16 protein-coding genes and 1 pseudogene are annotated in these 21,986 nt (G+C 60.9%); 11 read left to right on the top strand and 6 right to left on the bottom strand.

All coding sequences use genetic code 11. The features are described 5' to 3' along the window. Positions 1–2: 2 nt before the first annotated feature. Complete coding sequence (locus tag QRN38_RS04520; RefSeq protein WP_057418974.1) at positions 3–935, bottom strand: 2-hydroxyacid dehydrogenase; 933 nt, start codon at positions 933–935, stop codon at positions 3–5. Positions 936–1,154: 219 nt separating this feature from the next. Here QRN38_RS04520 and QRN38_RS04515 point away from each other — a divergent pair, with 219 nt between their 5' ends. Then, complete coding sequence (locus QRN38_RS04515) at positions 1,155–2,312, top strand: glycerophosphodiester phosphodiesterase (RefSeq protein ID WP_057418973.1); 1,158 nt, start codon at positions 1,155–1,157, stop codon at positions 2,310–2,312. A gap of 44 nt (positions 2,313–2,356) precedes the next feature. On the opposite strand, the gene QRN38_RS04510 is transcribed toward QRN38_RS04515, so the two are convergent. Next, positions 2,357–4,543 carry a TonB-dependent receptor gene (locus tag QRN38_RS04510; protein WP_057418972.1) on the bottom strand — a complete coding sequence of 729 codons (2,187 nt, stop codon included), beginning with the start codon at positions 4,541–4,543 and terminating at the stop codon, positions 2,357–2,359. Between the two features lie 241 nt (positions 4,544–4,784). Between QRN38_RS04510 and pssA the strand changes: the two genes are divergently transcribed. Next, positions 4,785–6,128: a CDP-diacylglycerol--serine O-phosphatidyltransferase gene (gene pssA / locus QRN38_RS04505; RefSeq protein WP_057418971.1), complete on the top strand. Its 1,344-nt coding sequence runs from the start codon at positions 4,785–4,787 to the stop codon at positions 6,126–6,128. Between the two features lie 73 nt (positions 6,129–6,201). Here the strand turns inward: pssA and ligD are convergent. Both ligD and ku read right to left on the bottom strand, forming a co-directional pair. After that, positions 6,202–8,757: pseudogene (gene ligD, locus QRN38_RS04500) on the bottom strand (DNA ligase D). A gap of 36 nt (positions 8,758–8,793) precedes the next feature. After that, positions 8,794–9,693, bottom strand: coding sequence for a non-homologous end joining protein Ku (ku, locus tag QRN38_RS04495; RefSeq protein ID WP_057418970.1), 900 nt, complete (start codon positions 9,691–9,693; stop codon positions 8,794–8,796). 400 nt (positions 9,694–10,093) lie between these two features. Here ku and ssuD point away from each other — a divergent pair, with 400 nt between their 5' ends. Both ssuD and QRN38_RS04485 read left to right on the top strand, forming a co-directional pair. Continuing rightward, positions 10,094–11,233, top strand: a complete 1,140-nt coding sequence (ssuD, locus tag QRN38_RS04490) for an FMNH2-dependent alkanesulfonate monooxygenase (RefSeq protein ID WP_046463564.1) — start codon at positions 10,094–10,096, stop codon at positions 11,231–11,233. After that, positions 11,233–12,339 carry a sigma-54 interaction domain-containing protein gene (locus tag QRN38_RS04485; protein ID WP_007246973.1) on the top strand — a complete coding sequence of 369 codons (1,107 nt, stop codon included), beginning with the start codon at positions 11,233–11,235 and terminating at the stop codon, positions 12,337–12,339. The genes ssuD and QRN38_RS04485 overlap by 1 nt, the downstream gene beginning before the upstream one ends. A 306-nt stretch (positions 12,340–12,645) precedes the next feature. On the opposite strand, the gene QRN38_RS04480 is transcribed toward QRN38_RS04485, so the two are convergent. After that, positions 12,646–14,049: an FAD/NAD(P)-binding protein gene (locus QRN38_RS04480; RefSeq protein WP_057417045.1), complete on the bottom strand. Its 1,404-nt coding sequence runs from the start codon at positions 14,047–14,049 to the stop codon at positions 12,646–12,648. 48 nt (positions 14,050–14,097) lie between these two features. Further along, complete coding sequence (locus tag QRN38_RS04475; RefSeq protein ID WP_044390342.1) at positions 14,098–14,667, bottom strand: helix-turn-helix domain-containing protein; 570 nt, start codon at positions 14,665–14,667, stop codon at positions 14,098–14,100. 121 nt (positions 14,668–14,788) lie between these two features. Between QRN38_RS04475 and QRN38_RS04470 the strand changes: the two genes are divergently transcribed. From QRN38_RS04470 to QRN38_RS04440, 7 genes are all read left to right on the top strand, one after another. Beyond that, positions 14,789–15,727 (top strand): DMT family transporter, encoded by a 939-nt coding sequence (locus QRN38_RS04470; RefSeq protein WP_057417044.1) that lies wholly within the window; start codon positions 14,789–14,791, stop codon positions 15,725–15,727. 159 nt (positions 15,728–15,886) lie between these two features. Beyond that, positions 15,887–18,805 carry a monovalent cation/H+ antiporter subunit A gene (locus QRN38_RS04465; protein WP_007246970.1) on the top strand — a complete coding sequence of 973 codons (2,919 nt, stop codon included), beginning with the start codon at positions 15,887–15,889 and terminating at the stop codon, positions 18,803–18,805. Further along, positions 18,805–19,149, top strand: coding sequence for a Na+/H+ antiporter subunit C (locus QRN38_RS04460; protein ID WP_003380836.1), 345 nt, complete (start codon positions 18,805–18,807; stop codon positions 19,147–19,149). Before QRN38_RS04465 ends, QRN38_RS04460 begins: the two co-directional genes overlap by 1 nt. Next, positions 19,146–20,831: a monovalent cation/H+ antiporter subunit D gene (locus QRN38_RS04455; RefSeq protein ID WP_005771172.1), complete on the top strand. Its 1,686-nt coding sequence runs from the start codon at positions 19,146–19,148 to the stop codon at positions 20,829–20,831. Before QRN38_RS04460 ends, QRN38_RS04455 begins: the two co-directional genes overlap by 4 nt. Next, positions 20,828–21,316, top strand: coding sequence for a Na+/H+ antiporter subunit E (locus QRN38_RS04450; protein ID WP_005771170.1), 489 nt, complete (start codon positions 20,828–20,830; stop codon positions 21,314–21,316). Before QRN38_RS04455 ends, QRN38_RS04450 begins: the two co-directional genes overlap by 4 nt. Then, positions 21,313–21,591 (top strand): K+/H+ antiporter subunit F, encoded by a 279-nt coding sequence (locus QRN38_RS04445; protein ID WP_005771169.1) that lies wholly within the window; start codon positions 21,313–21,315, stop codon positions 21,589–21,591. The genes QRN38_RS04450 and QRN38_RS04445 overlap by 4 nt, the downstream gene beginning before the upstream one ends. After that, a complete protein-coding gene (locus QRN38_RS04440) occupies positions 21,588–21,968 on the top strand; it encodes a Na+/H+ antiporter subunit G (RefSeq protein WP_005771168.1) in 381 nt (126 codons plus the stop codon). Before QRN38_RS04445 ends, QRN38_RS04440 begins: the two co-directional genes overlap by 4 nt. The last annotated feature ends 18 nt before the right edge of the window (positions 21,969–21,986 follow it).

Here is a 21,986-nt window from a genome sequence, read left to right as displayed (position 1 = left end):
CCTCACTCGGTGATGGGCGTGAGCACCGGCTGGCCGGAAAAGAACGCCAGCAGGTTATCGTTGACCCTCTGCACGCTGTCCCTCGACGCTTCGGGCGACAAGCCTGCCACATGCGGCGTGAGCACCACGTTGTTCAGGGTCTTGAACACGTCCGGCACCTTCGGCTCGTCATCGAAAACGTCCAGCGCAGCCCCGGCAATCTGCTCATTCTCAAGCGCACTGACCAGCGCGCCGGTGTCCACAACGCTGGCGCGGGCAATATTGACCAGAAAACCGTCAGGCCCCAGCGCTGCCAGCACCTGCGCATCGACCAGATGTTGCGTGCTGTTGCCACCGGGCGTGGCAATCATCAAAAAGTCCGACTCGGCCGCCAGCGCCTGCGCCGTTTCATGCCAGGTGTAGCTGCAGTCGTGACGCGGCTTGCGATTGTGATAGCCGATGACGATGTCGAATGCAGCCGCACGCTTGGCGATCGCCAGACCTACCGCCCCCAGGCCGATGATCCCCAGGCGCTTGCCTGCCAGTGAGGGACGCACAGCCTTGCGCCACTCACTGCGGCGTACCGAGGCGTCTGCCTGTGGAATGTCGCGCACCAGCGAAAGTAACAATGCCAGTGCATGATCGGCCACGGTAGGCGCGTTGACCCCGGCGCCATTGGTGACGGTAATACCGCGTGCCTGTGCAGCGGGCAAATCGATCTTCTCGTAGCCGGCACCGCTCACACAAATGATGCGCAGGTGCGGCAACGCGTCCATTTCCCCAGCGAAAAACCCCAGTGGCCCACGCGTGACAACAGCGCTGATGTTCTGCCCGTGAGTGGCAATCGCTTCGGCGCGTTTTTCGGCCGTCGGGGCGCGAATCAACTGGAAGCCGCTGCTTTCCAGAATCGGCAAATACGTGTCCAGATTTTCGACCAGCACCAATACCGTTGTCATGTGCGCTCCTGTTCGGTCATCAAAACGCTGACAGTAACGCGACTCGGTGCATTTGTGCAGCGCTACACCGTCATAAAGCGGACGCATTTGCCGGACAGACTGGGGCACAACCCACCTCGGCAACCCGATAGTGCGCTATCGTTGCGTGCAGCACGACGACCAGCGACGGTAGTGGCTGGCGCAGTCGAACGCCTTTCCCCCACAAGGAACCCACCGCCCATGCACGGATTTTCCACCACGCTGTTGACCACAACCCTGTTGAAAAAGACCCTCCTGGCCGCGGCGGTCATGTCGGGCCTGATGCTGTCATCCGGTATGGCAGCGGCGGCGGATGCGCCGGGCAAGGTGTTGAGCGAGAAATACGGCCTGCCCTGGCCCGCCGCGATCGCCCATCGCGGTGCCTCGTTTGACGCACCGGAAGAAACCATCCCGGCCTATACCCTGGCGCGGGATCTGGGCGCGGATTATCTGGAGATGGACATCCAGCGCACCAAGGATGGCGTGCTGATTGCGCTGCACGACGACGTGCTGGAACGCACCACCAACATCGCCCAAGTGTTCCCCACGCGGGTCAAGGATCCGGTCAGCACCTTCACGCTGGCAGAACTCAAACAGCTGGACGCAGGCTCGTGGTTCAACAAGGCCTATCCGGACCGCGCGCGCGACAGCTACAACGGCTTGCAGATTCTGACCCTGGACGAAGTCATCGACATCGCCGAGGGCGGCGCCAACAAGCCGGGTCTGTACATCGAAACCAAGGTGCCGAACAAGTTTCCCGGCGTTGAAGCCGACCTGAAAAAAGTGCTGGCCAAGCGCGGCTGGCTTACTCAGCGGCCCGCTGCTGCTGCCGGGCATGTCAACGTCGCGCACATGCCGGGGCGCGTCGTGTTGCAGACCTTCGAGAAACAGAGCCTGGAACTGCTGCAAAAAGAAATGCCGCAGGTGCCCAAGGTGCTGTTGCTGTGGATTGGCGAAGGGTCGATAGAGCCTAAATCCAGCGTCGCGTTCAAGGACTCGGGGGCCAAGGACAAGGCCAGCTATTATGCAGCGCAGGAGGTCAAGTCGCCGGAGGAATTCCAGAAGTGGATTGACTGGGCCAAAGCCTATGGCGCGATCGGCACCGGCCCTTCGTCGCAATTGGCCCAAGGCGGCGACCAGAGCTACATGGACCTGGTCAAACCCTGGATGAACAACCTGACGCATGAAAAAGGCATGGTCATCCACCCGTATACCGTGGACGACGCGGCGGACTTCAAGCGCATCCGCAATGACGGTGTCGATGGCTTCTTCACTAACCGCACCGCTGAACTGTTGAAGTTCTATGGTCGGCCCGCGAAAGAAAGCATTGATGCCATTCTCAAGCGTAACGGCTACTGATCGAGCGGCTGGCTGCATCCTGCGATGCAGCCAGCGCCGATTCATCAGAAATCGAGGGTACCGGACAGCTTCAAGGTGCGTGGCTCGCCCTGAGTCAGATAGCCTCCGTAGGCCGATTCCCAATAATCCTTGTTCATCAGGTTTTCGACATTTGCACGCAGTGTGACGTCCTTTTGCGCCACGTTGAAGGTGTAGCGTGCGCCCAGATCGAAACGGTTCCAGGTGGGAATGCTCAGGGTGTTTGCGGCATCGATATACTGTCCACCGGTGCGCAGCATGCGCGCATTGATGGCAGCGCCTGCGATGCCTGGCACATCCCAGTCGGCACCGGCATTGAACTGGAAGGTCGGCACACCAATGGCCCTGTTGCCATCGTTGCTGCCACCGGACGTACCGCTCACCTCGGTGTCCATCAGGGTCAGACCGGCCAGCAGACGCAGGCCGCTGACAGGCTCGCCGAACACGTTCATTTCCACGCCACGGTTGCGCTGTTCGCCCTCGCGGACGTAGCGCGTTCCGCTTCCATCCTGAATCTGATAGCCGTCAGTCGGCTGTTCGATGCGGTACGCACCCAGGCTTGCGCCGAACGTTCCCATGTCCAGCTTCACGCCGGCTTCTACCTGTTTGGAGCGCGCCGGTGCGAACACCTCGCCGGGGTTGATCGTCACTGTGCTCGGCGCCGTCGGCCCCTGCGCCAGACCTTCAATGCGGTTGGCATAGAACGACACATAGCGCCAGGGCTTGAACACCAACCCATAGACCGGCGTGGTAATCGCCTCGTCATACAGCGCGTTGCGCGGGCCACTGCCGTAGTCATAACCCTCGACACGCAGTTGCTGGCGACGCAGGCCTGCCGTCAACAACAGGCGGTCATCGAAAAAACCCAAGGTATCGGAGAACGCTACGCTGCGCATGCGGCTCTTGCCGATAATGCCCGGATCACTGAGGTCACCGCCCGAGAAGCTGTCCAGCGCAGGACGCGTTGTTTCAACGGGGTCGTATAGGTTGCTGCTCGCAGGGCCGCCAAACAGAAAGGCACTGCGCTGCTCGGTCCAGATGCCGGACAGGCCGACGTTGACCTTATGACTGACCGCGCCGGTCTGCAGCTTGCCGTTGATGCCGGCCATAACCGTCTTGTTGTCTTCGTCGTGCGGGATCGAAGACGGTGACGCGGTGATGTTGCCTGCGGCATCGTTGATGGTCGGCGAGCCGTAGATTCCGTTTTCACGGGTGTGCTTGGCACCGGCTGCGGCGTACAGCGTCCAGTCGTCATTGAGGTCGTACTCGGCGCGGCTCATGCCGAAGGTGTCTTCGGTTTCAGTCCAGGTCCAGTTCGGCGCGTAATTGGTGTCGGCATCCGGCGCATGCGGCACGCGGGTCAGGCCGCTGCCGACGAATACCGTGTTGCGGCTCTGGTTGATGCGCTGCTTCTGGTAAGCAAAATCGCCGGAAAGTCGGAAGTTGTCACCCCGATAATCAAGCCCCAGGGCAAACAGCTTGCTGCGATGCTCTTCGTCCTCAACGCCGGTTTCGCCTTCGCGCTGAGACAGATTCAGGCGCGCACCGAAACGATTGCCCTCGCCAAAGCGCTGGCCGAGGTCCAGATGCTCGCCGATCCGGCCATCGCTGCTGATGTCGGTGGTAAAACGCCGCGTCGGTGTGTCCTGTGCACGCTTGGGCTGCAGGTTGACGCCGCCGCCAATCCCGGAGCCGGTCGGGGTGACGCCGTTGATGAAGGCATTGGGGCCTTTGAACACTTCAACCCGCTCCAGCGCATCGGTCGAGATGATCTGGCGCGGCAGCACACCGTAGAGGCCGTTATAGGAAATATCGTCGGTGGTCAGCTTGAGGCCACGAATGACGAAGATCTTCGAGGCGTTGGCATAGCCGCTTGACTGGCGCACCGACGCATCATTGAGCAGTACATCGCCGACGTCTTCGGCCTGCTGGTCCTCGATCAATTGTTCGGTGTAGCTGGTCATGGTGAACGGCACATCCATGATGTCGGCATTGCCCAGCACGCCAAGCTGCCCGCCGCGAGCCACCTGCCCGCCTGCGTACACGGGCGGCAGCGCATGCGGGTCGGCCTTGTCGGCGCTGATGTCGGTCTCGCCCAAGACCATCGGCCCGTCCTGCTGACTGGCAGCCGCCGTAGCGGCCCAGGCCGGAGAACCCATGGAACAGCAAAAAGCGAGCAACGTAAGGCGCATCGGGATCGATGAGGTGTGCATGAAGAGGTCCTGCTGACGGAATGAGCGAGATCGGAAGAAACCTTCCTGGAGATGACCGACTCAGTGGATGCGAAATGCTACCATATGTTACTGGGAATGCTTATCATTTATTTGCATGCAAAAAGTTACACAGTGTGCGCTTCGCGTCACACAGCAATGCTTTGAAACAGGTCGTGGACAGCCACCTGAGCGCGACTCTCGTGTAAGCTCGTACGCTGTTGGTTTTCCCATCGAGAGGCCTATGCAGTCCACTTTCCGACGCTCGACCCTGGCAGCGCTTCGCGGTTTTGCCTTGTCGAGTGATGCAATCTCCATTGTTCCTTCTGCCGCCGACTACCGGCGCTGCCTGCTGGAGAAGATCGCTTCGGCCACGCGGCGCATCTATATCATCGCGTTGTACCTGCAACAGGATGAAGCCGGCCAGGAAATCCTCGACGCGCTGTACGCCGCCAAGGCTGCACGGCCCGAGCTGGACGTGGTGGTGCTGGTCGACTGGTTTCGCGCCCAGCGCGGCCTGATCGGTGCCGGTCGGCAACCGGGCAACTCGACCTGGTATCAGGCACAGAACCTTGAATACGACGAAGAAGTGCCGATCTACGGCGTGCCGGTGCAGACCCGCGAGCTGTTCGGCGTGCTGCACCTCAAGGGCAGCGTGATCGATGACTGCGTGATCTACAGCGGCGCGAGCATCAACAACGTCTACCTGCACAAGCTCGACAAATACCGGCTGGACCGTTATCACCTGATCGAAAGCGCGCCGCTGGCCGACTCTTTCGAGCACCTGGTGCAGCGGGAAATACTGCCATCAGCGGCCGTGCACCGCCTGGACCTGCAATCGCCGCCGAGCTCTCGCAGCCTGCGCAGCGAAATCCGCGCCTTTCGCAGTGATTTGAAGCGCGCCACGTACGACACGTCGGCAGGCGACAAGGAAAACGGCCAGTTGCGGGTGATTCCGCTGCTGGGTGTGGGGCCGCGCAACAGCCTCAACCGCGCGATCTGCGACCTGATCGCGTCCAGCAAGATCCAGCTGACCATCTGCACACCGTATTTCAACCTTCCCGTAGCGGTTACCCGCGAGATCAATCGGGCGCTCAAGCGCGGCGTAAAGGTCGATATCATCATTGGCGACAAGACCGCCAACGATTTCTTCATTGACCCGGACGAGCCGTTCAAAGTGATTTCGGCCCTGCCCTATCTGTACGAAATCAGCCTGCGACGCTTTGCCCACAAGCACCAGAAGGCCATCGCCCAGCAGCGTCTGAACGTGCACTTGTGGAAGCACGGCGACAACACCTTCCACCTCAAGGGGATCTGGGTCGATCAGCGTTATACCTTGCTGACCGGCAACAACCTGAACCCTCGTGCGTTCAACCTCGACCTGGAAAACGGCTTGCTGATCGATGATCCGCAAGGCCAGTGGACCGACCCGCGTGAAGCGGAAATCGCCCAATTGATGCGCAACACACAACGCGTCAACCAGTACGACGAGCTCGACACGCTGGCCAATTATCCTGAAGGAGTGCGCAAGTTCCTCAAGCGGGTCAGCCGGGTCAGGGTCGAGCGTTTGCTCTACCGCATTCTCTGATCTGTGCGTTCACCGCCAACCCGTCAGCTTCCTGCCTGGCCGGTTGGCGGTGAAATAGAAGACCCGCCTGATTTCAAGGCTGTTTAGCCCCCAGCTGTTTCCACATCTTTTGCGTGATTTTGCGCCGGTTGCTGTAACCGGCCCACGGGTCACTCTTGAGCTGGCTCAAGCGTTGCTCAAGGTTGGTGATGTCCCATTGCGCCGACGACGTCAGACCGGTCAGCTCATGCAGCGCAATCGGCACCGAGACCGGCAAACCCGGCCGGGCGCGTACCGAATAGGCGGTCACTGTGCTGCCGCCACGACTGTTGCGCAGGTAATCGATGAAAATCTTGCCGACCCGGTTTTTCGGCCCCATTGTGGCTGTGAAGCGTTCCGGCAACTGACGGCTGATGAACTCGGCGATGGCCTTGGCGAAGGCTTTCACGGTGTCCCACTCGGCCTGTCGCGCCAGCGGCACAATAATGTGCATGCCTTTGCCGCCACTGGTCTTGAGAAAAGCCTCAAGCCCCAGCTCCTCCAGTACGGCGAGAACCATTTGCGTGGCCTCGATCATGCTGCGCCAGGGCAGCGCCGGGTCTGGGTCAAGGTCCAGCACAAAATGATCCGGTGTTTCGATCCTGTCGCGGGTCGCGCCCCAGGTGTGCAACTCGATGGCGCCCATCTGCGCCGCGCCCACCAGCGCCTGCACAGAGTCGATCTCCATCAGCGCGGCGTGGCCGGGATCCAGCGCCCGATCCAGCTGCCTGATATGCGGTATGGCAAGGTGCTCGGCGTGTTTCTGAAAAAACTGCTCGCCGTCGATGCCTTCCGGGCAGCGCAGCAATGCCACTGGCCGCTTGTTCAGGTACGGCAGAATCCAGTCGGCGATAGACTCGTAAAACTGCGCAAGCTCGATTTTCTTCGTGCCTGTAGTGCTGTCGATCACCCGCTGCGGATGACTGATGCCAGTGCCCGCCACATCAACCTTGCCTCGGGCAGTTTTCTTGCCGGGCTACCTGGAGGGCTCAGGAGTGACTGACGCAGCCTCGGCTGGCTGAGCGTCTTCACGCACCACATCGCCAGCTGGCTTGTCGCCGCGCAGGCCGAAAAACGCTGCCTGACGCACGATGCCCTCGCGAGTCCACTGCGCAAACTCAGCTTCGCAGACCAGCGTCGGCTCGACCCACTGCACGCCGCGCGCCTGCGCCGAGGTCAGTTTTTTCGCCAAGGGCGATTCCTCGCGGTGCAGCGGTTTAAGTTGCTTGTGCACGTGTTTGAGCGTCGCCTCGGTAAACCCGGTGCCGACCCGTCCGGCATACACCAGCCCCTGAGCATCGTCATTGACCGCCAACAACAGCGCGCCGAAGGCCGAGCGGCTGCCTTGCGGCGCGGTATAACCGACGATCACGAATTCCTGGCGCAACCGGCATTTGAGCTTGATCCAGTCGGCATTGCGCTTGCCAACGTACGCGCTGCCAGCGCGCTTGCCGATTACGCCCTCCAGGCCCATCGCCGCCGCACTGGCCACGATGTCCTGATGCCCGGCCTGAAACGCATCCGAATAGCGCAGCAAGCGGCTGCGCTGGCTGCCGAGCACTTGTTTCAAAGCGTCGCGACGCTGCTCAAGAGGCACTTCGCGCAGGTCTTCGCCGCTCAGAAACGGCATGTCGAACAGGTAATAGAAAATATTTTTGCTGTGCCCCTCATCAAAGGCATTCTGCAACCCCTGAAAATCCGGCAGCCCTTGCTCGTCGAGCACCACCACTTCGCCGTCGAACCAACTATCTTGCAACTTCAGGCCCTTGAGCGCCTTGGTCAGCTCGGGCAACTGGTCAGTCCAGTCGTTGCCGTTACGGGTGAACAGACGCACCTCGTCATTCTGGATACGCGTCAGCATGCGATAGCCGTCAAACTTGATCTCGTACAGCCAGTCGCCCGCAGGCGGCGCATCGACCAGTGTCGCCAGTTGCGGCGCAAACGTGTCCGGGAAAACGGCTTTCGCCTTTTTGGGTGCGGGCTTGCGCGCAGGCTTCGCTTCAACGGCCTTGGCTTTGGGCTTTGCTGGCGCTGAACGCCCTGCCCCGACGTGCGCACCGCTGATCACGCTTTGCGGTTGCGCCTCGGTGATATCGTATTCGGCGGCAGGTCGCGCGATGTCGTCCTTTTCCTTGATCAGCAGCCACTGCTCCTTGCTGCCACTGCCCTTGAGCCGAGTGCGCACCAGCGCCCACTCGCCACTGAGTTTTTCGCCGATCAGGGTGAACTTGAGTTTGCCGTCCTCATAGGTCTTGCGTGGATCACCATGGGGTTGCCAGATGCCCCTGTCCCAGACGATTACATCGCCTCCGCCGTACTGGCCCTTCGGAATGCTGCCTTCAAAAGCGGCGTAGTCCAACGGATGATCTTCGACATGCACGGCCAGACGCTTCTGTTTCGGGTCCAGGCTGGGCCCTTTGGGCACCGCCCAGCTCTTCAGCGTACCGTCCAGTTCCAGCCGAAAGTCGTAATGCAGGTTGCGCGCATCGTGCTTCTGAATCACAAAACTCAGTGCACCGGACCGCGCCTTGCCTTTACGTTTGCTCTCCAAAGGCTCGGAGGTGACGTCAAAGTTGCGCTTGCGCGCGTATTCACTGGCTGGCTTGACCATGGACGATTTCTCCGTATGCCTCAAAAGGCTTATGGCTCAAGAAGCTTTGCCGGTTTTCTTGCGCACGGCAGGTCGTTTCGGCTTAGGGCTTTGCTTGTCTGCGACCTTGGCCTTCGCAGCAGGCTTGCGTGTTTTACTGGCGCTGCTCTTGCCTGCCAGGCTGCGGCGCAGCAGATCGGTAAGGTCAATGACATCGGCGCTCTTGCGCTCTTCCTCGCCCGGATCAGTTTCGACATCCTCGATCTTGCCTTCACCGGCTTTGGTTTGGACCAGTTGCATGATCTTTTCCTGAAACGTGTCGTGATACTGGTCGGGTTGCCAGTCTGCGCTCATGTCCTTGACCAGACGCTTGGCCATGTCACGTTCGCTCTTGGTCAACCTGGCATCGGTTACGGCCTCGGTCAGCTCCAGTGCGTCGAGCTCACGCACATCGGCGGGCCAGCGCAGGATCACCATCACCAGTGCCGACTCCAGCGGCATGACCGCCGCCAGGTGCTCGCGGGTATGCAACACGACGTTGGCCAGCGCGACTTTTTGGGTGTCGACCAGCGTTTCGCGCAACAGCGCATAGACTTTTTCGCCACGCTTGTCGGGGGTCAGAAAATAAGGCGTATCGATGTTCTGCAACGGAATCTGCTGGCTGTCGACGAAGGCAAAGATGTCGATGGTCTGAGTCGATTTAGGGTGCGCAGAGCGAATCTCCTCTTCACTGAGCACCACGTAACGGTCCTTCTCGTGCAGCACGCCCTTGACGATATTTTCCTTGGTAACTTCCTTGCCGGTGACCTTGTTGATTCGCTTGTAGCCGACCGGGTCCATGCTGCGCTTGTCGAGCCAGTCAAAATCGACACTGTTTGACGTGGTCGCAGAAACCAGTGCGACGGGGATGTGCACCAGTCCGAAGCTGATTGCACCTTTCCAGATTGCCCTTGCCATGGTCTTACTCCTGTGGGTCGTGAAAAAGTGACAGGAGCGGCAGAGTAAAAGTTTCGACGGGCTGACGAGCGCCGGAAAACCCGCGCAAGCTTCAGTTTTTTCAAACCGACTGCATAAACTGTCAACGCTTTGGCTCGGTATTTTGCCCACTGCCAAGTGCCGCGTTTAAAGGCGAAATGCCCGCCAAAGCCCTGTTGTAGAGGGGTTTCAGCAGAGCGCACTCAAGATTTCCAGCCTGACATATTCTTTTACGATCTAAAAATATGGTTTAACGTTATTTTGCGGAATAAATCAGACGAACTATAACTGGGCCCACCTCGAACGCTGTTGGTGAACTGTCTGCAACCCAACAGTTGGTCCCGTCAGCTTTCACCTCGCTGATCATTCCCAAGGATTTGTCATGAACGTTTTCTGGTTTCTTCCGACTCACGGCGACGGCCATTATCTGGGCACGACAAAGGGCGCACGTCCCGTTACGCTCAACTATCTGAAGCAGGTAGCCCAGGCTGCCGATGACCTTGGCTACTATGGGGTGCTGATCCCGACTGGCCGCTCCTGCGAGGATTCGTGGGTTATCGCTTCGGCGCTGGTGCCGCTGACCGAACGTCTGAAATACCTGGTAGCGATTCGTCCGGGGATCATTTCCCCTACCGTTTCTGCACGTATGGCTGCGACCCTGGATCGTCTGTCCGGTGGCCGCCTGCTGATCAACGTGGTGACCGGTGGCGACCCGGACGAAAACCGTGGCGATGGCAGCTTCCTTGATCACAGCGAGCGCTATGAAGTCACCGATGAGTTTCTGCACATCTGGCGTCGTGTGTTGCAGGGCGAAGCGGTCGATTTCGAGGGCAAGCACCTGCGCGTGCAGAACGCCAAAGCCCTTTATCCGCCGATTCAGAAGCCGTATCCGCCGTTGTATTTCGGGGGATCCTCCGACGCAGCGCACGATCTGGCCGCCGATCAGGTGGACGTTTACCTGACCTGGGGCGAGCCGCCGGCGGCCGTCGCGCAAAAACTGGCTGACGTGCGCGAACGTGCGGCACGCAAGGGCCGTACCGTGAAATTCGGTATTCGTCTGCACGTGATTGTGCGCCAAACCAGTGAAGAAGCCTGGAAAGCGGCGAGCACCCTGATCGAACACATCAGCGACGAAACCATCGCTGCCGCGCAGAAGTCTTTCTCGCGTTTTGACTCCGAAGGCCAACGGCGCATGGCGGCCTTGCATGATGGGCGCCGCGACAATCTGGAAATCGCCCCCAACCTGTGGGCCGGCGTCGGTCTGGTACGTGGCGGCGCGGGCACAGCGCTGGTTGGCAACCCGCAGGAAGTGGCAGAGCGCATCAAGGAATACGCAGACCTGGGCATCGAGAGCTTCATTTTCTCGGGCTACCCGCACCTGGAAGAAGCCTACCGTTTTGCTGAACTGGTCTTCCCGCTACTGCCCGAGCCTTATGCCAGCCTCGCCGGGCGTGGTATCACCAACCTGACGGGCCCGTTCGGCGAAATGATCGCCAACGATCTGCCCCCGCAGGCCAAGTGATGTCCGGGCAACTGCTGACCTTACCGCACTCGCCTGCGCTGGCGACCTCGATCAGGGCGACTGCGCAGGTATTCGAGGACCCCAAGTCCAGAGCCCTGCTCGCTCATGTGCGCCAAGTGGCACCCAGCGACGCCAGCGTGCTGATCATCGGCGAGACCGGCACCGGCAAGGAACTGGTTGCAAGGCACGTTCACGAGTTGAGCGCCCGACGTGACAAGCCGTTTGTGGCGGTCAACTGCGGCGCGTTCTCCGAAAACCTGATCGAGGCCGAGCTGTTCGGCCACGACAAAGGCGCGTTTACCGGTGCAATCAGCGCCAAGGCCGGCTGGTTTGAAGAGGCCAACGGCGGCACGCTGTTTCTCGATGAGATCGGCGATCTGCCCATGACTCTGCAGGTCAAACTGCTGCGCGTGCTTCAAGAGCGCGAAGTGGTTCGCCTCGGCTCGCGCAAGAGCATTCCGATTGATGTGCGGGTCCTGGCGGCCACCAACGTGCAGCTGGAAAAAGCCATCAATGCCGGGCATTTCCGCGAGGACCTGTATTACCGGCTGGACGTGGTCAATCTGGAACTGAGCCCGTTGCGTGACCGGCCGGGCGATATCCTGCCGTTGGCTCGGCATTTCATCGAGGTCTACAGCCAGCGCCTGCGCCATGGCCCCGTGCGGATCAGTGCCGAAGCCGAGCACAAACTCAGGACCTACAGTTGGCCGGGCAACATTCGCGAGCTGGAAAACGTCATTCACCACACGTTGCTGGTCTGCCGCGACGGGATCATTCAGCGTGATGACCTGCGCATGTCCAACTTGAGGATTGAGCGTCAGGACGAGCAAAACCAGGCTGACGAGTCGGCCGAACAGTTGCTCAACCGCGCGTTTCAGAAGCTGTTTGAAGAACAGGCTGGTGCGTTGCACGAGAAGGTTGAAGACACGCTGCTCAGAACGGCTTATCGCTTCTGCCACCATAATCAGGTACACACCGCCAGCCTGCTGGGCCTGACCCGCAACGTGACCCGCACCCGCCTGATCAAGATTGGCGAGCTGGCGGTCAACAAACGCAGACCGGGTGAGAATGTGCAGGGCGACAGGATGTTGCACTTGTCGGTGTAGCAGGCAATGGCGCCGAGTGGACTGCCACCAGGAAGTTGTACACATAACTGACTATCGTGCCGTCGCTCCGCGTCGGCATGCAGTTCTGGACGCTCTGCGTCCTTTTTGTGTTTGTGGCGCTGCGCGTCGCAAAGCGGTTTTGCGATGTCAGTCGGATATGCTCCAGGCTCAAGGCGCCTTTTCGCCCCTCGGCGACATACTTTGAAGGATCAAGGTATGCAAAATCCCGGCTCCGTCAGTGATATTGCGCTCGCAAAGCACATCTGAAGCCAGAGCATTATCGCGGAGCGTCATGGCCTTGTGGGCTCAGGCCAGACGCATTGCCAGGGCCTTGGCCTGAATCGCTACGTCAGTGACTGCGGTGCTTTCCCACCACATGCCGCGCAACGGCGGGCCCATGGCGAACAGGTGGGCTGAGCGCTGGCCTTGCGCATCAAGCACCGCGCCATCGTGGGCCGCTGCAATGCCCAGTGCCAGCGGGCCGGGCTGGATCAGGCCTCGAGCCAGTAGCTGGCGAGGCAGAGGACGGTCTACGCGACGCCAGTCGTACTCGATACCTGTGGAGTTGATCAACGCATCGCCGAGGATGTGCGTCGGCTCATGCTCGCCACGCCGACGGACACTGATCTGCACCTGACCTGACGGCAGGCTGGCAACACCCTGCAATGAAGCCGCTTCAATGCTCAGCCGCCCCTGCTTGACCAGCCGTGCCAGCAGTGCCGCGCTCGGTGGTGGCGAGCGGTGGTGATGGCTCTCCCACCACGGCCTTACGTGCCGTACGAATTGTCGACGCTGTGTGTCAGTCGCCTGGTTCCACAACCTGCCGACGTTGGCACGCACAGTGTCCAGCGGGGCCTGCCAGTCAATGCCGCTTTCAATGGCCAGTTCACACTGCTCGCGAACCTTGCGGACCAGTTGACGGGTGCTGCGAATGCTCGGGTCCTGCGCCAGAAAATCCGACCATTCAGGCGGCTGACGGCGCACATGTGGTAACAGACCGTGTCGGGAAAAGACCTGAATCGGCCCGCGGTGTCCGGCCTTTTCCAGAGACACCAGCGCATCGACCATGGTCAGCCCCGAGCCGATAATCAGCACACGGGTTTGCGGATCAAGCTGTTGCATGACGCTTACATCCCAAGGGTCCAGCGATGCAGCGTTCAGCGCGTTCGACTCGCGCTGCGGGGTGCGTGAAGCGGCGTACATGCCAGTCGCCAGCACGGCCTGACTGCCGCGCAGTTCACGACCATCAGCCAGTGTGACGCTCACGCCCTGCTCACTGACCTGCACGTCCACCGCCTCGCCGTGCACGTGCCCGACCGTCGAGCCAAAGCCCTCGCCCACCACCTGCGCCTCGCGCAGACGCTGCTGCACATAAAGCCCGAACACCCCGCGCGGCGGGAACAGTTCGGCGACCGGGATTTTCTGCTCGGCCGCTTCAGGCCAGCCGCCTTCGGCCAGATAGCCGGTCAGCCACTCGGTAAGGTCGTGCGCGTTGTCCGGGTCGACGCTCATGCGCGCCGCGTTGCCATTGAGCGTATGGCCCGGCTCGGTAGCGCTGTAGGCCTCGCCCCGGCCAAGCTCGCTGCGAGTCTCGATGATCAGGATGCGGCGCTGCCCAGGCCTGCGCAACAGTTGCGCCGCCAGCATGCTGCCGCTCAGACCGCCGCCGATGATCAGAATGTCAGCCGTCTGGTGTGGGTCTTGGGTCATCGAACAGCGCCTCGGTCGAGTTACGATAAAAGTCGGGTCACGATAGAGTCAAAGCACCACGTTGCGCACGAAGCGTAAGGTGGTGTCAGCCTCATTGCAGTAGCGGTGCGGCTGATTGCTGGGGAACATGAAGAATTCGCCCGGCCCCACCTGCTGCGCGGCGGCAGGCTCGGCAAAACGCAGGGTCAGCCGACCTTCCACGACGTAGACCTGCTCACTCCAGCCATCCGGGTCGGCTTCTGACACGTAGGCATCGCCGGGAGCCAGGCAGAACTCCCACAATTCAACCTCTCGCCGTGCGATCGCTCTGGCCAGCAGCACGGCTTTGCTGCCAGGGATCGTACCTGCCCAGGCCAGTTCGTTGATACGGCTATGATCGCGATTTTCCGGCGCCTGAATCAGGTCGCTGAAGGCAACCTCAAGCGCCTCGGCCACCCGATCCAGCGTTGCCAGGCTGACGTTTTTCTCGCCGGCCTCGATGGCGACCAGCATGCGGCGACTGACGCCGGATTTTTCCGCCAGCGCGGTCTGGCTGAGGTCAGCGGCGTTGCGCAGACGCCGCACGTTATGGCTGACATGTTGCAGAACCGGCGCGCGTGGCGAGTTTTCTTTGTGCATCGTGGTGCTCACATCAAACCGTTGCGCATTATACTGCCCAATCCCAGGGTGCTGTCAGAGTGCTCAGCCTCTCATCATACGCATTGCTGCCATAGCGCAGTCACAGGAGCCCAGAGCTGAAATGAAGTCTATCAGCCACATACCCCGTATCAGCAAGGCCGAAGCCGTGCTGATCCTGATCACTATGCTCTGGGGAGGCACATTTCTGCTGGTACAGCATGCGCTCACCGTCAGTGGTCCGATGTTCTTCGTCGGCCTGCGCTTTGCCGCCGCGGCGCTTATCGTAGCGCTGTTTTCGCTGAAGGTGCTGCGCGGCCTGACCTTTCTTGAGCTAAAGGCCGGCGTCTTCATCGGCACCGCGATCATGCTCGGCTATGGACTGCAGACGGTCGGGCTGCAGACCATCCCCAGCAGCCAGTCCGCATTCATCACCGCGCTGTACGTACCGTGTGTGCCTTTATTGCAGTGGCTGGTGCTGGGCCGGCGCCCGGGGTTGATGCCGACACTGGGGATCATCCTTGCCTTTACCGGGCTGATGCTGGTGTCGGGGCCACAGGGCGCTACCCTGAACCTTAGCTTCGGCGAAATCGTGACACTGATCAGTGCAGTGGCCATCGCGGCAGAGATCATCATGATCAGCGCTTATGCGGGCAAGGTTGATGTGCGGCGCGTCACCGTCGTGCAACTGGCGACCGCCTCGATTCTGGCGTTTTTGATGATCGTGCCGACCCAGGAGCGCCTGCCGGATTTCTCTTGGTTGCTGGTGGTCAGCGCAGTGGGGCTCGGGCTTATGAGTGCGGCGATTCAGATCGCCATGAACTGGGCACAGAAAAGTGTTTCGCCCACGCGTGCAACCGTGATCTATGCCGGTGAACCGGTCTGGGCCGGGCTTGTCGGAAGACTGGCGGGTGAGCGCTTGCCGGGCATTGCGCTGCTCGGCGCGGCATTGATTGTCGCCGGAGTGATCGTCAGCGAAATGAAACGACGCTCTGTTGCTGGCGAATTTGTTGCCGAAGATGAGGCGAGCCTCAATGAAGAAGGCCTGCGAAACGTCGAATAAAGCGCCGGTGGCGTTGCCGTGAAACATTCTTGCTGTAGCAACAATTTGCTGCATAAAAAACAGCAGACACTTTTTGTAGGAAATTTCGGAAACCGTCCCTTTGGTATAGGGGTGTCTGGCACGTATGATGCTTGACATTCCCCTGCAGATTAGAAGCCTATGTCCCTGATAGTTCTACTGCTTCTGCCGTTCATTGGCAGCTGTCTGGCGGCCATTTTGCCGCACAACGCGCGTAACGCAGAATCGTTTCTGGCGGGTCTGGTCGCCTTGATCGGCGCGATCCAGATGGCGTTGTGGTTCCCGCAGATCGCCGACGGCGGCGTGATTCGCGAGGAATATTTCTGGCTGCCAAGCCTTGGGATGAATTTCGTTCTACGCATCGACGGCTTCGCCTGGCTGTTTTCGATGCTGGTGCTGGGCATCGGTGCGCTGGTGTCGCTCTACGCCCGCTATTACATGTCGCCGGACGATCCGGTGCCGCGCTTCTTCGCTTTTTTCCTGGCGTTCATGGGTGCCATGCTCGGGCTGGTCATGTCCGGCAACCTGATTCAGATCGTGTTTTTCTGGGAGCTGACCAGCCTGTTTTCGTTTCTGCTGATCGGCTACTGGCATCATCGCGCCGATGCACGCCGTGGCGCGTACATGGCGCTGATGGTCACCGGCGCAGGCGGGCTGGCACTGCTGGCGGGCATGATGATCCTGGGGCATGTGGCAGGCAGTTACGATCTGGACCGTGTGCTGGCCTCCGGTGACGCGATTCGCGCCCATGCCTTATACCCGGTATTGCTGACCCTGATTCTGATCGGCGCATTGACCAAAAGCGCGCAGTTCCCGTTCCATTTCTGGCTGCCCCACGCCATGGCGGCGCCCACACCGGTTTCGGCTTATCTACACTCGGCGACCATGGTCAAGGCAGGGGTGTTTCTTATGGCGCGGATGTGGCCCGCGCTGTCCGGCACCGAGCAATGGTTCTGGATCGTCAGCGGCGCGGGTGCCTGCACGCTGATTCTGGGCGCCTATGCAGCCATCTTTCAGAATGACCTCAAAGGACTGCTGGCGTACTCGACCATCAGCCACCTGGGCCTGATCACACTGCTGCTGGGCCTGAACAGCCCGCTGGCAGCCGTCGCTGCGGTGTTCCATATTCTCAACCATGCCACCTTCAAAGCCTCGCTGTTCATGGCGGCCGGGATCATCGACCACGAGAGCGGGACCCGAGATATCCGGCGGCTCAGCGGGCTGGTAAAGCTGCTTCCCTATACCGCGACGCTGGCAATGGTCGCCAGCGCATCGATGGCCGGCGTGCCGCTGCTCAACGGGTTCCTGTCCAAGGAAATGTTCTTTGCCGAGACGGTGTTCATTTCCGCCACGGCCTGGGTCGAGATCGCGCTGCCTGTCATCGCGACCATTGCCGGTATATTCAGCGTCGCCTATTCGCTGCGCTTCACGGTCGATGTGTTTTTCGGACCGGCAGCCAAAGACCTGCCGCACTTGCCCCATGAGCCGCCGCGCTGGATGCGTGCGCCGGTCGAACTGTTGGTGCTGACGTGCCTGGTCGTCGGCATATTCCCGGCGCAGTCCGTCGCGCCTCTGCTGGCAGCCGCTGCACGCCCGGTGGTGGGCGGAACACTGCCCCAGTACAGCCTGGCGATCTGGCATGGCTGGAATCTGCCGATGGTCATGAGCCTGGTGGCGATGGCGGGCGGCATCATTCTGTACCTATTGCTGCGCAAGCCCCTCAAGCACGAACGCATCACCACCCCGCCGCTGGTGGGACGTCTCAACGGCAAACGCTTCTTCGAGCGCAGCCTGGTTGTCGTCATGCACTGGGCGCGGCGTTTCGAGCGCAAGGTCAGTACGCGTCGTTTGCAGCCGCAATTGTTTCTGCTGGTGCTGGCGGCGGTGCTGGGCGGCTTCATTCCAATGTATTTCAGCGGCCTGACTTGGGGCGACCGGCCAAAAATTCCGGGCTCCGGGGTATTTGTCACGCTCTGGCTGATCGCGATTGCCTGCGCCATCGGTGCGGCATGGCAGGGTAAATATCACCGTCTGGCAGCATTGGTCATGGTCAGCGTGTGCGGCCTGATGACGTGCATCACCTTTGTCTGGTTCTCGGCACCTGATCTGGCGCTGACCCAACTGGTCGTGGAAGTGGTGACCACGGTGCTGATTCTGCTCGGTCTGCGCTGGCTGCCGCGACGCAACGAAGACGTCGCACCGCTCAGCGCCCGCCTGCGCGCTCGCACCCGGCGGATACGCGACTTTGGCCTGGCGGTGCTGGTCGGGCTGGGAATGGCGATACTGTCCTACGCCATGCTCACTCGGCAGACGCCCAACGCCATCTCGTCGTTCTACCTGAGCCGCGCGCTGCCACAGGGCGGCGGCACCAACGTGGTCAACGTGATGCTGGTGGATTTCCGTGGCTTCGACACGTTCGGCGAAATCACCGTGCTGGCCGCCGTGGCGCTTACGGTATTTGCCTTGCTGCGGCGCTTCCGCCCACCGAAAGAAAGCATTCTGCTGCCGACCCAACAACGCCTGCTCGCCCGAGACGTGGTGACCGACCTGGTCAACCCGCGCAGCGCCAGCGACACCGCGCTCGGCTTCATGATGGTCCCGGCAGCGCTGGTGAGGTTGCTCCTGCCGATTGCCTTCATCATTTCGATGTACCTGTTCGTTCGGGGCCACAACCAGCCGGGCGGCGGTTTTGTCGCCGGTCTGGTGATGTCGGTGGCGTTCATTCTGCAATACATGGTCGCCGGCACTCAGTGGGTCGAGGCGCAAATGAGCCTGCGACCGCTGCGCTGGATGGGCACCGGCCTGCTGTGCGCAGTCCTCACCGGTGCTGGCTCCATGCTGCTGGGCTACCCGTTTATGACCACCCACACTGCGCATGTCGATTTGCCGATACTTGGCGATATTCACATCGCCAGCGCCCTGTTTTTCGATGTCGGCGTGTATGCGGTGGTGGTCGGGTCGACGCTGTTGATCCTCACTGCGCTGGCTCACCAGTCGGTGCGCAGCCACCGTCCGACACAGCTGCCCAAGCCTGTCGCCAACCCGCAAGGAATCCTCTGATGGAAGAAGTCATCGCAACGGCCATCGGCGTGCTGGCCGCCTCGGGCGTCTGGCTGATCCTGCGTCCACGGACCTTTCAGGTGGTCATGGGGCTGTGCCTGCTGTCCTACGGGGTCAACCTGTTCATCTTCAGTATGGGCAGCCTGTTCATCGGCAGAGAGCCAATCATCAAGGATGGCATTCCGCAGGACCTGCTCAATTACACCGACCCGCTGCCGCAGGCGCTGGTGCTAACCGCAATCGTGATCAGCTTCGCCATGACAGCATTGTTTCTGGTGGTGTTGCTTGCCTCCAGGGGCCTGACCGGCACCGACCATGTTGATGGCCGGGAGCCCAAGGCATGAGCTGGATGAACCAACTGATCATCGCGCCGATTCTGCTGCCGCTGCTGACTGCCGGGCTGATGCTCTGGCTGGGCGAAAAGCATCGACCGCTCAAGGGCCGAATCAACCTGTTCTCCAGCATGCTCGGGCTGGGCATATCCGTGGCGCTGCTTGTCTGGGTGCAGCAGACCGGCAGCAGCGGCTCGATCGGCGTCTACTTGCCGGGCAACTGGGGCGTGCCGTTCGGCATCGTGCTGGTGGTGGATCATCTGTCGGCACTGATGATGGTACTGACCGGGATTGTCGGTGTCTGCGCCCTGCTGTTCGCGCTGGCTCGCTGGGATAGGGCCGGCGCGAGTTTTCACGCGCTGTTCCAGATTCAGCTGATGGGCCTGTACGGCGCGTTCCTGACCGCCGACCTGTTCAACCTGTTCGTGTTCTTCGAGGTCCTGCTGGCCGCCTCCTACGGCCTGATGTTGCACGGCTCGGGCCGGGCGCGAGTGTCGACAGGCCTGCATTATATTTCGATCAACCTGCTGGCGTCGTCGCTGTTTCTGATCGGTGCTGCGCTGATCTACGGGGTGACCGGCACGCTCAACTTCGCCGATCTGGCGATCAAGATTCCCCAGGTGGCAGAGTCCGACCTGGGGCTGCTGCACGCAGGCGCTGCCATTCTGGCCACGGCGTTTCTGGCCAAGGCCGGCATGTGGCCACTGAACTTCTGGCTGGTTCCGGCCTACTCGGCAGCCAGTGCACCGGTCGCGGCCATGTTCGCGATCATGACCAAAGTCGGCGTCTACACCCTGTTGCGCCTGTGGACACTGCTGTTTTCCGGTCAGGCTGGAGCCTCGGCATTCTTTGGCGGCGACTGGCTCATCTACGGCGGCATGGCGACGATTTTTACCGCCGCAATAGCCATCATCGCCGCCCAGCGCCTGGAACGCCTCGCCAGTCTGAGCATCCTGGTGTCGGCGGGCATTCTGCTGTCGGCCATCGGTTTCGCCCAGCCGAGCCTGACATCGGGCGCGCTGTTCTATATGGTCAGCTCGACCCTGGCGCTGAGCGCGATGTTTCTGCTCGGTGAATTGATCGAACGTTCCCGCTCCGCCAACGAGATCCCGTTGGAGGACGACGTGGATCAACTGCCGCGCGTAATGGAATCACTGCATCCGCCGCCCGGCACCAACCTGGACGACGAGCAAAAAGTCGTGGTAGGCCAGGTCATCCCCATGACCGTGGCCTTTCTGGGGCTGAGTTTTATCGCCTGCGCCCTGCTGATCATCGGCATGCCGCCATTGTCGGGGTTCATTGGCAAGCTCACCCTGCTCAGCGCCCTGATGAACCCGCTGGGGCTGGATGTCGCGCAGGATGAAGCGCTTTCTACCCAGGCCTGGATGCTCATCAGTCTGCTGATCTTCTCCGGGCTGGCGTCGCTGATTGCCTTTTCCAGGCTCGGCACTCAGCGTTTCTGGACACCTCACGAGCGTCCTTCGCCGTTGTTGCGACGCAACGAATGCCTGCCGATCATCATTCTGCTGGGCCTGTGTATCGCACTGACGTTCAAGGCCGAACCGCTGTTGCGCTACACACAGGACACCGCCGCCGCACTGCACGAGCCCAAGCAGTATGTGCAATCAGTGCTCGCCACACGCCCGATACCCGGCCCTACCAGTCAGGACGTGAACCCGGAGGGACGACCATGAAGCGTCTGTTTCCCGCCCCGCTCTTCTCGCTGGCGCTGTGGGCGCTGTGGCTGGTACTGAACCTGTCGCTCAGCCCCGGCCATTTGCTGCTGGGTGCCATTCTCGGCTTTCTGGCGCCAGTGCTGATGGCCCCCTTGCGGCCGCTGCCGGTACGCATACGCAAACCGGGTACGATCCTCAGGTTTTTATGCAGAGTAGGCGTCGATGTGGTGGTGTCCAACCTGCAGGTCGGTTTGAGCGTATGGCGACTCAAGCAGCGCCCCCCGCGCTCGGCCTTTGTGCTGGTGCCACTTGAATTACACGATGCCCACGGCCTTGCCGCGCTGGCGATGGTCACCACGGTAGTGCCCGGCACGGTTTGGTCCGAGCTGGCACTGGATCGCAGCGTGCTGCTGATGCACGTGTTCGATCTGGAAGACGAGGCGCAGTTCATCGAGCACTTCAAGACCACTTATGAGCGTCCATTGATGGAGATCTTTCAATGAGTGCACTGCTCGACAACGCGATCCTGATCAGCCTGCTGATCTTCGCCCTGGCAATGGTCATCACCCTGATTCGCCTGATCAAGGGCCCCTCGGCTCAGGATCGGGTTCTGGCCCTGGACTATCTGTACATCATCGCCATGCTGATGATGCTGGTGCTGGGTATCCGCTACGCCAGTGACACGTATTTCGAAGCCGCGATGCTGATTGCCCTGTTCGGCTTTGTCGGCTCGTTTGCTCTGGCCAAATTCCTGCTGCGCGGAGAGGTGATCGAATGACCGGGCTGCCAAACACAGTGCCCTTCTGGGCCGAGATACTGACGGCCGGCCTGCTGATCGCCAGCAGCCTGTTCGCCTTGACCGGCGCGCTGGGGTTGCTGCGCCTCAAGGACTTTTTCCAGCGCATGCACCCGCCAGCTCTGGCTTCGACGCTGGGCGCCTGGTGCGTGGCACTGGCGTCCATCGTTTACTTTTCTGCGCTTAAATCAGAGCCGGTCATCCATGCCTGGCTGATTCCGGTACTGCTGGCGATCACCGTGCCGGTGACCACCCTGCTGCTGGCGCGTACGGCGCTGTTTCGCAAGCGCATGGCCGGTGACGATGTGCCTGCAGAAGTGAGCGGCGCTCGTAGCAACGAAGAATCCGCCGGAGGCTGACGTGCAGAGCCTGGGCCG

The sequence above is a fragment of the Pseudomonas sp. CFBP2511 genome (assembly GCF_030209255.1).
Taxonomy (GTDB): Bacteria; Pseudomonadota; Gammaproteobacteria; order Pseudomonadales; family Pseudomonadaceae; genus Aquipseudomonas; species Aquipseudomonas avellanae.
The sequence above is the reverse complement of the archived record's forward strand: the minus strand, read 5'-3'. Positions and strand labels throughout refer to the sequence as shown.

Bases quoted from the DNA above. Each gene is read 5' to 3' on its own strand.
- QRN38_RS04470 (WP_057417044.1), top strand. From the start codon at position 14,789: ATGAAGTCTATCAGCCACATACCCCGTATCAGCAAGGCCGAAGCCGTG.
- ssuD (WP_046463564.1), top strand. From the start codon at position 10,094: ATGAACGTTTTCTGGTTTCTTCCGACTCACGGCGACGGCCATTATCTG.
- QRN38_RS04440 (WP_005771168.1), top strand. From the start codon at position 21,588: ATGACCGGGCTGCCAAACACAGTGCCCTTCTGGGCCGAGATACTGACG.
- QRN38_RS04520 (WP_057418974.1), bottom strand. From the start codon at position 935: ATGACAACGGTATTGGTGCTGGTCGAAAATCTGGACACGTATTTGCCG.
- QRN38_RS04480 (WP_057417045.1), bottom strand. From the start codon at position 14,049: ATGACCCAAGACCCACACCAGACGGCTGACATTCTGATCATCGGCGGC.
- QRN38_RS04455 (WP_005771172.1), top strand. From the start codon at position 19,146: ATGAGCTGGATGAACCAACTGATCATCGCGCCGATTCTGCTGCCGCTG.
- ku (WP_057418970.1), bottom strand. From the start codon at position 9,693: ATGGCAAGGGCAATCTGGAAAGGTGCAATCAGCTTCGGACTGGTGCAC.
- QRN38_RS04450 (WP_005771170.1), top strand. From the start codon at position 20,828: ATGAAGCGTCTGTTTCCCGCCCCGCTCTTCTCGCTGGCGCTGTGGGCG.
- QRN38_RS04475 (WP_044390342.1), bottom strand. From the start codon at position 14,667: ATGCACAAAGAAAACTCGCCACGCGCGCCGGTTCTGCAACATGTCAGC.
- QRN38_RS04485 (WP_007246973.1), top strand. From the start codon at position 11,233: ATGTCCGGGCAACTGCTGACCTTACCGCACTCGCCTGCGCTGGCGACC.
- pssA (WP_057418971.1), top strand. From the start codon at position 4,785: ATGCAGTCCACTTTCCGACGCTCGACCCTGGCAGCGCTTCGCGGTTTT.
- QRN38_RS04465 (WP_007246970.1), top strand. From the start codon at position 15,887: ATGTCCCTGATAGTTCTACTGCTTCTGCCGTTCATTGGCAGCTGTCTG.
- QRN38_RS04515 (WP_057418973.1), top strand. From the start codon at position 1,155: ATGCACGGATTTTCCACCACGCTGTTGACCACAACCCTGTTGAAAAAG.
- QRN38_RS04445 (WP_005771169.1), top strand. From the start codon at position 21,313: ATGAGTGCACTGCTCGACAACGCGATCCTGATCAGCCTGCTGATCTTC.
- QRN38_RS04510 (WP_057418972.1), bottom strand. From the start codon at position 4,543: ATGCACACCTCATCGATCCCGATGCGCCTTACGTTGCTCGCTTTTTGC.
- QRN38_RS04460 (WP_003380836.1), top strand. From the start codon at position 18,805: ATGGAAGAAGTCATCGCAACGGCCATCGGCGTGCTGGCCGCCTCGGGC.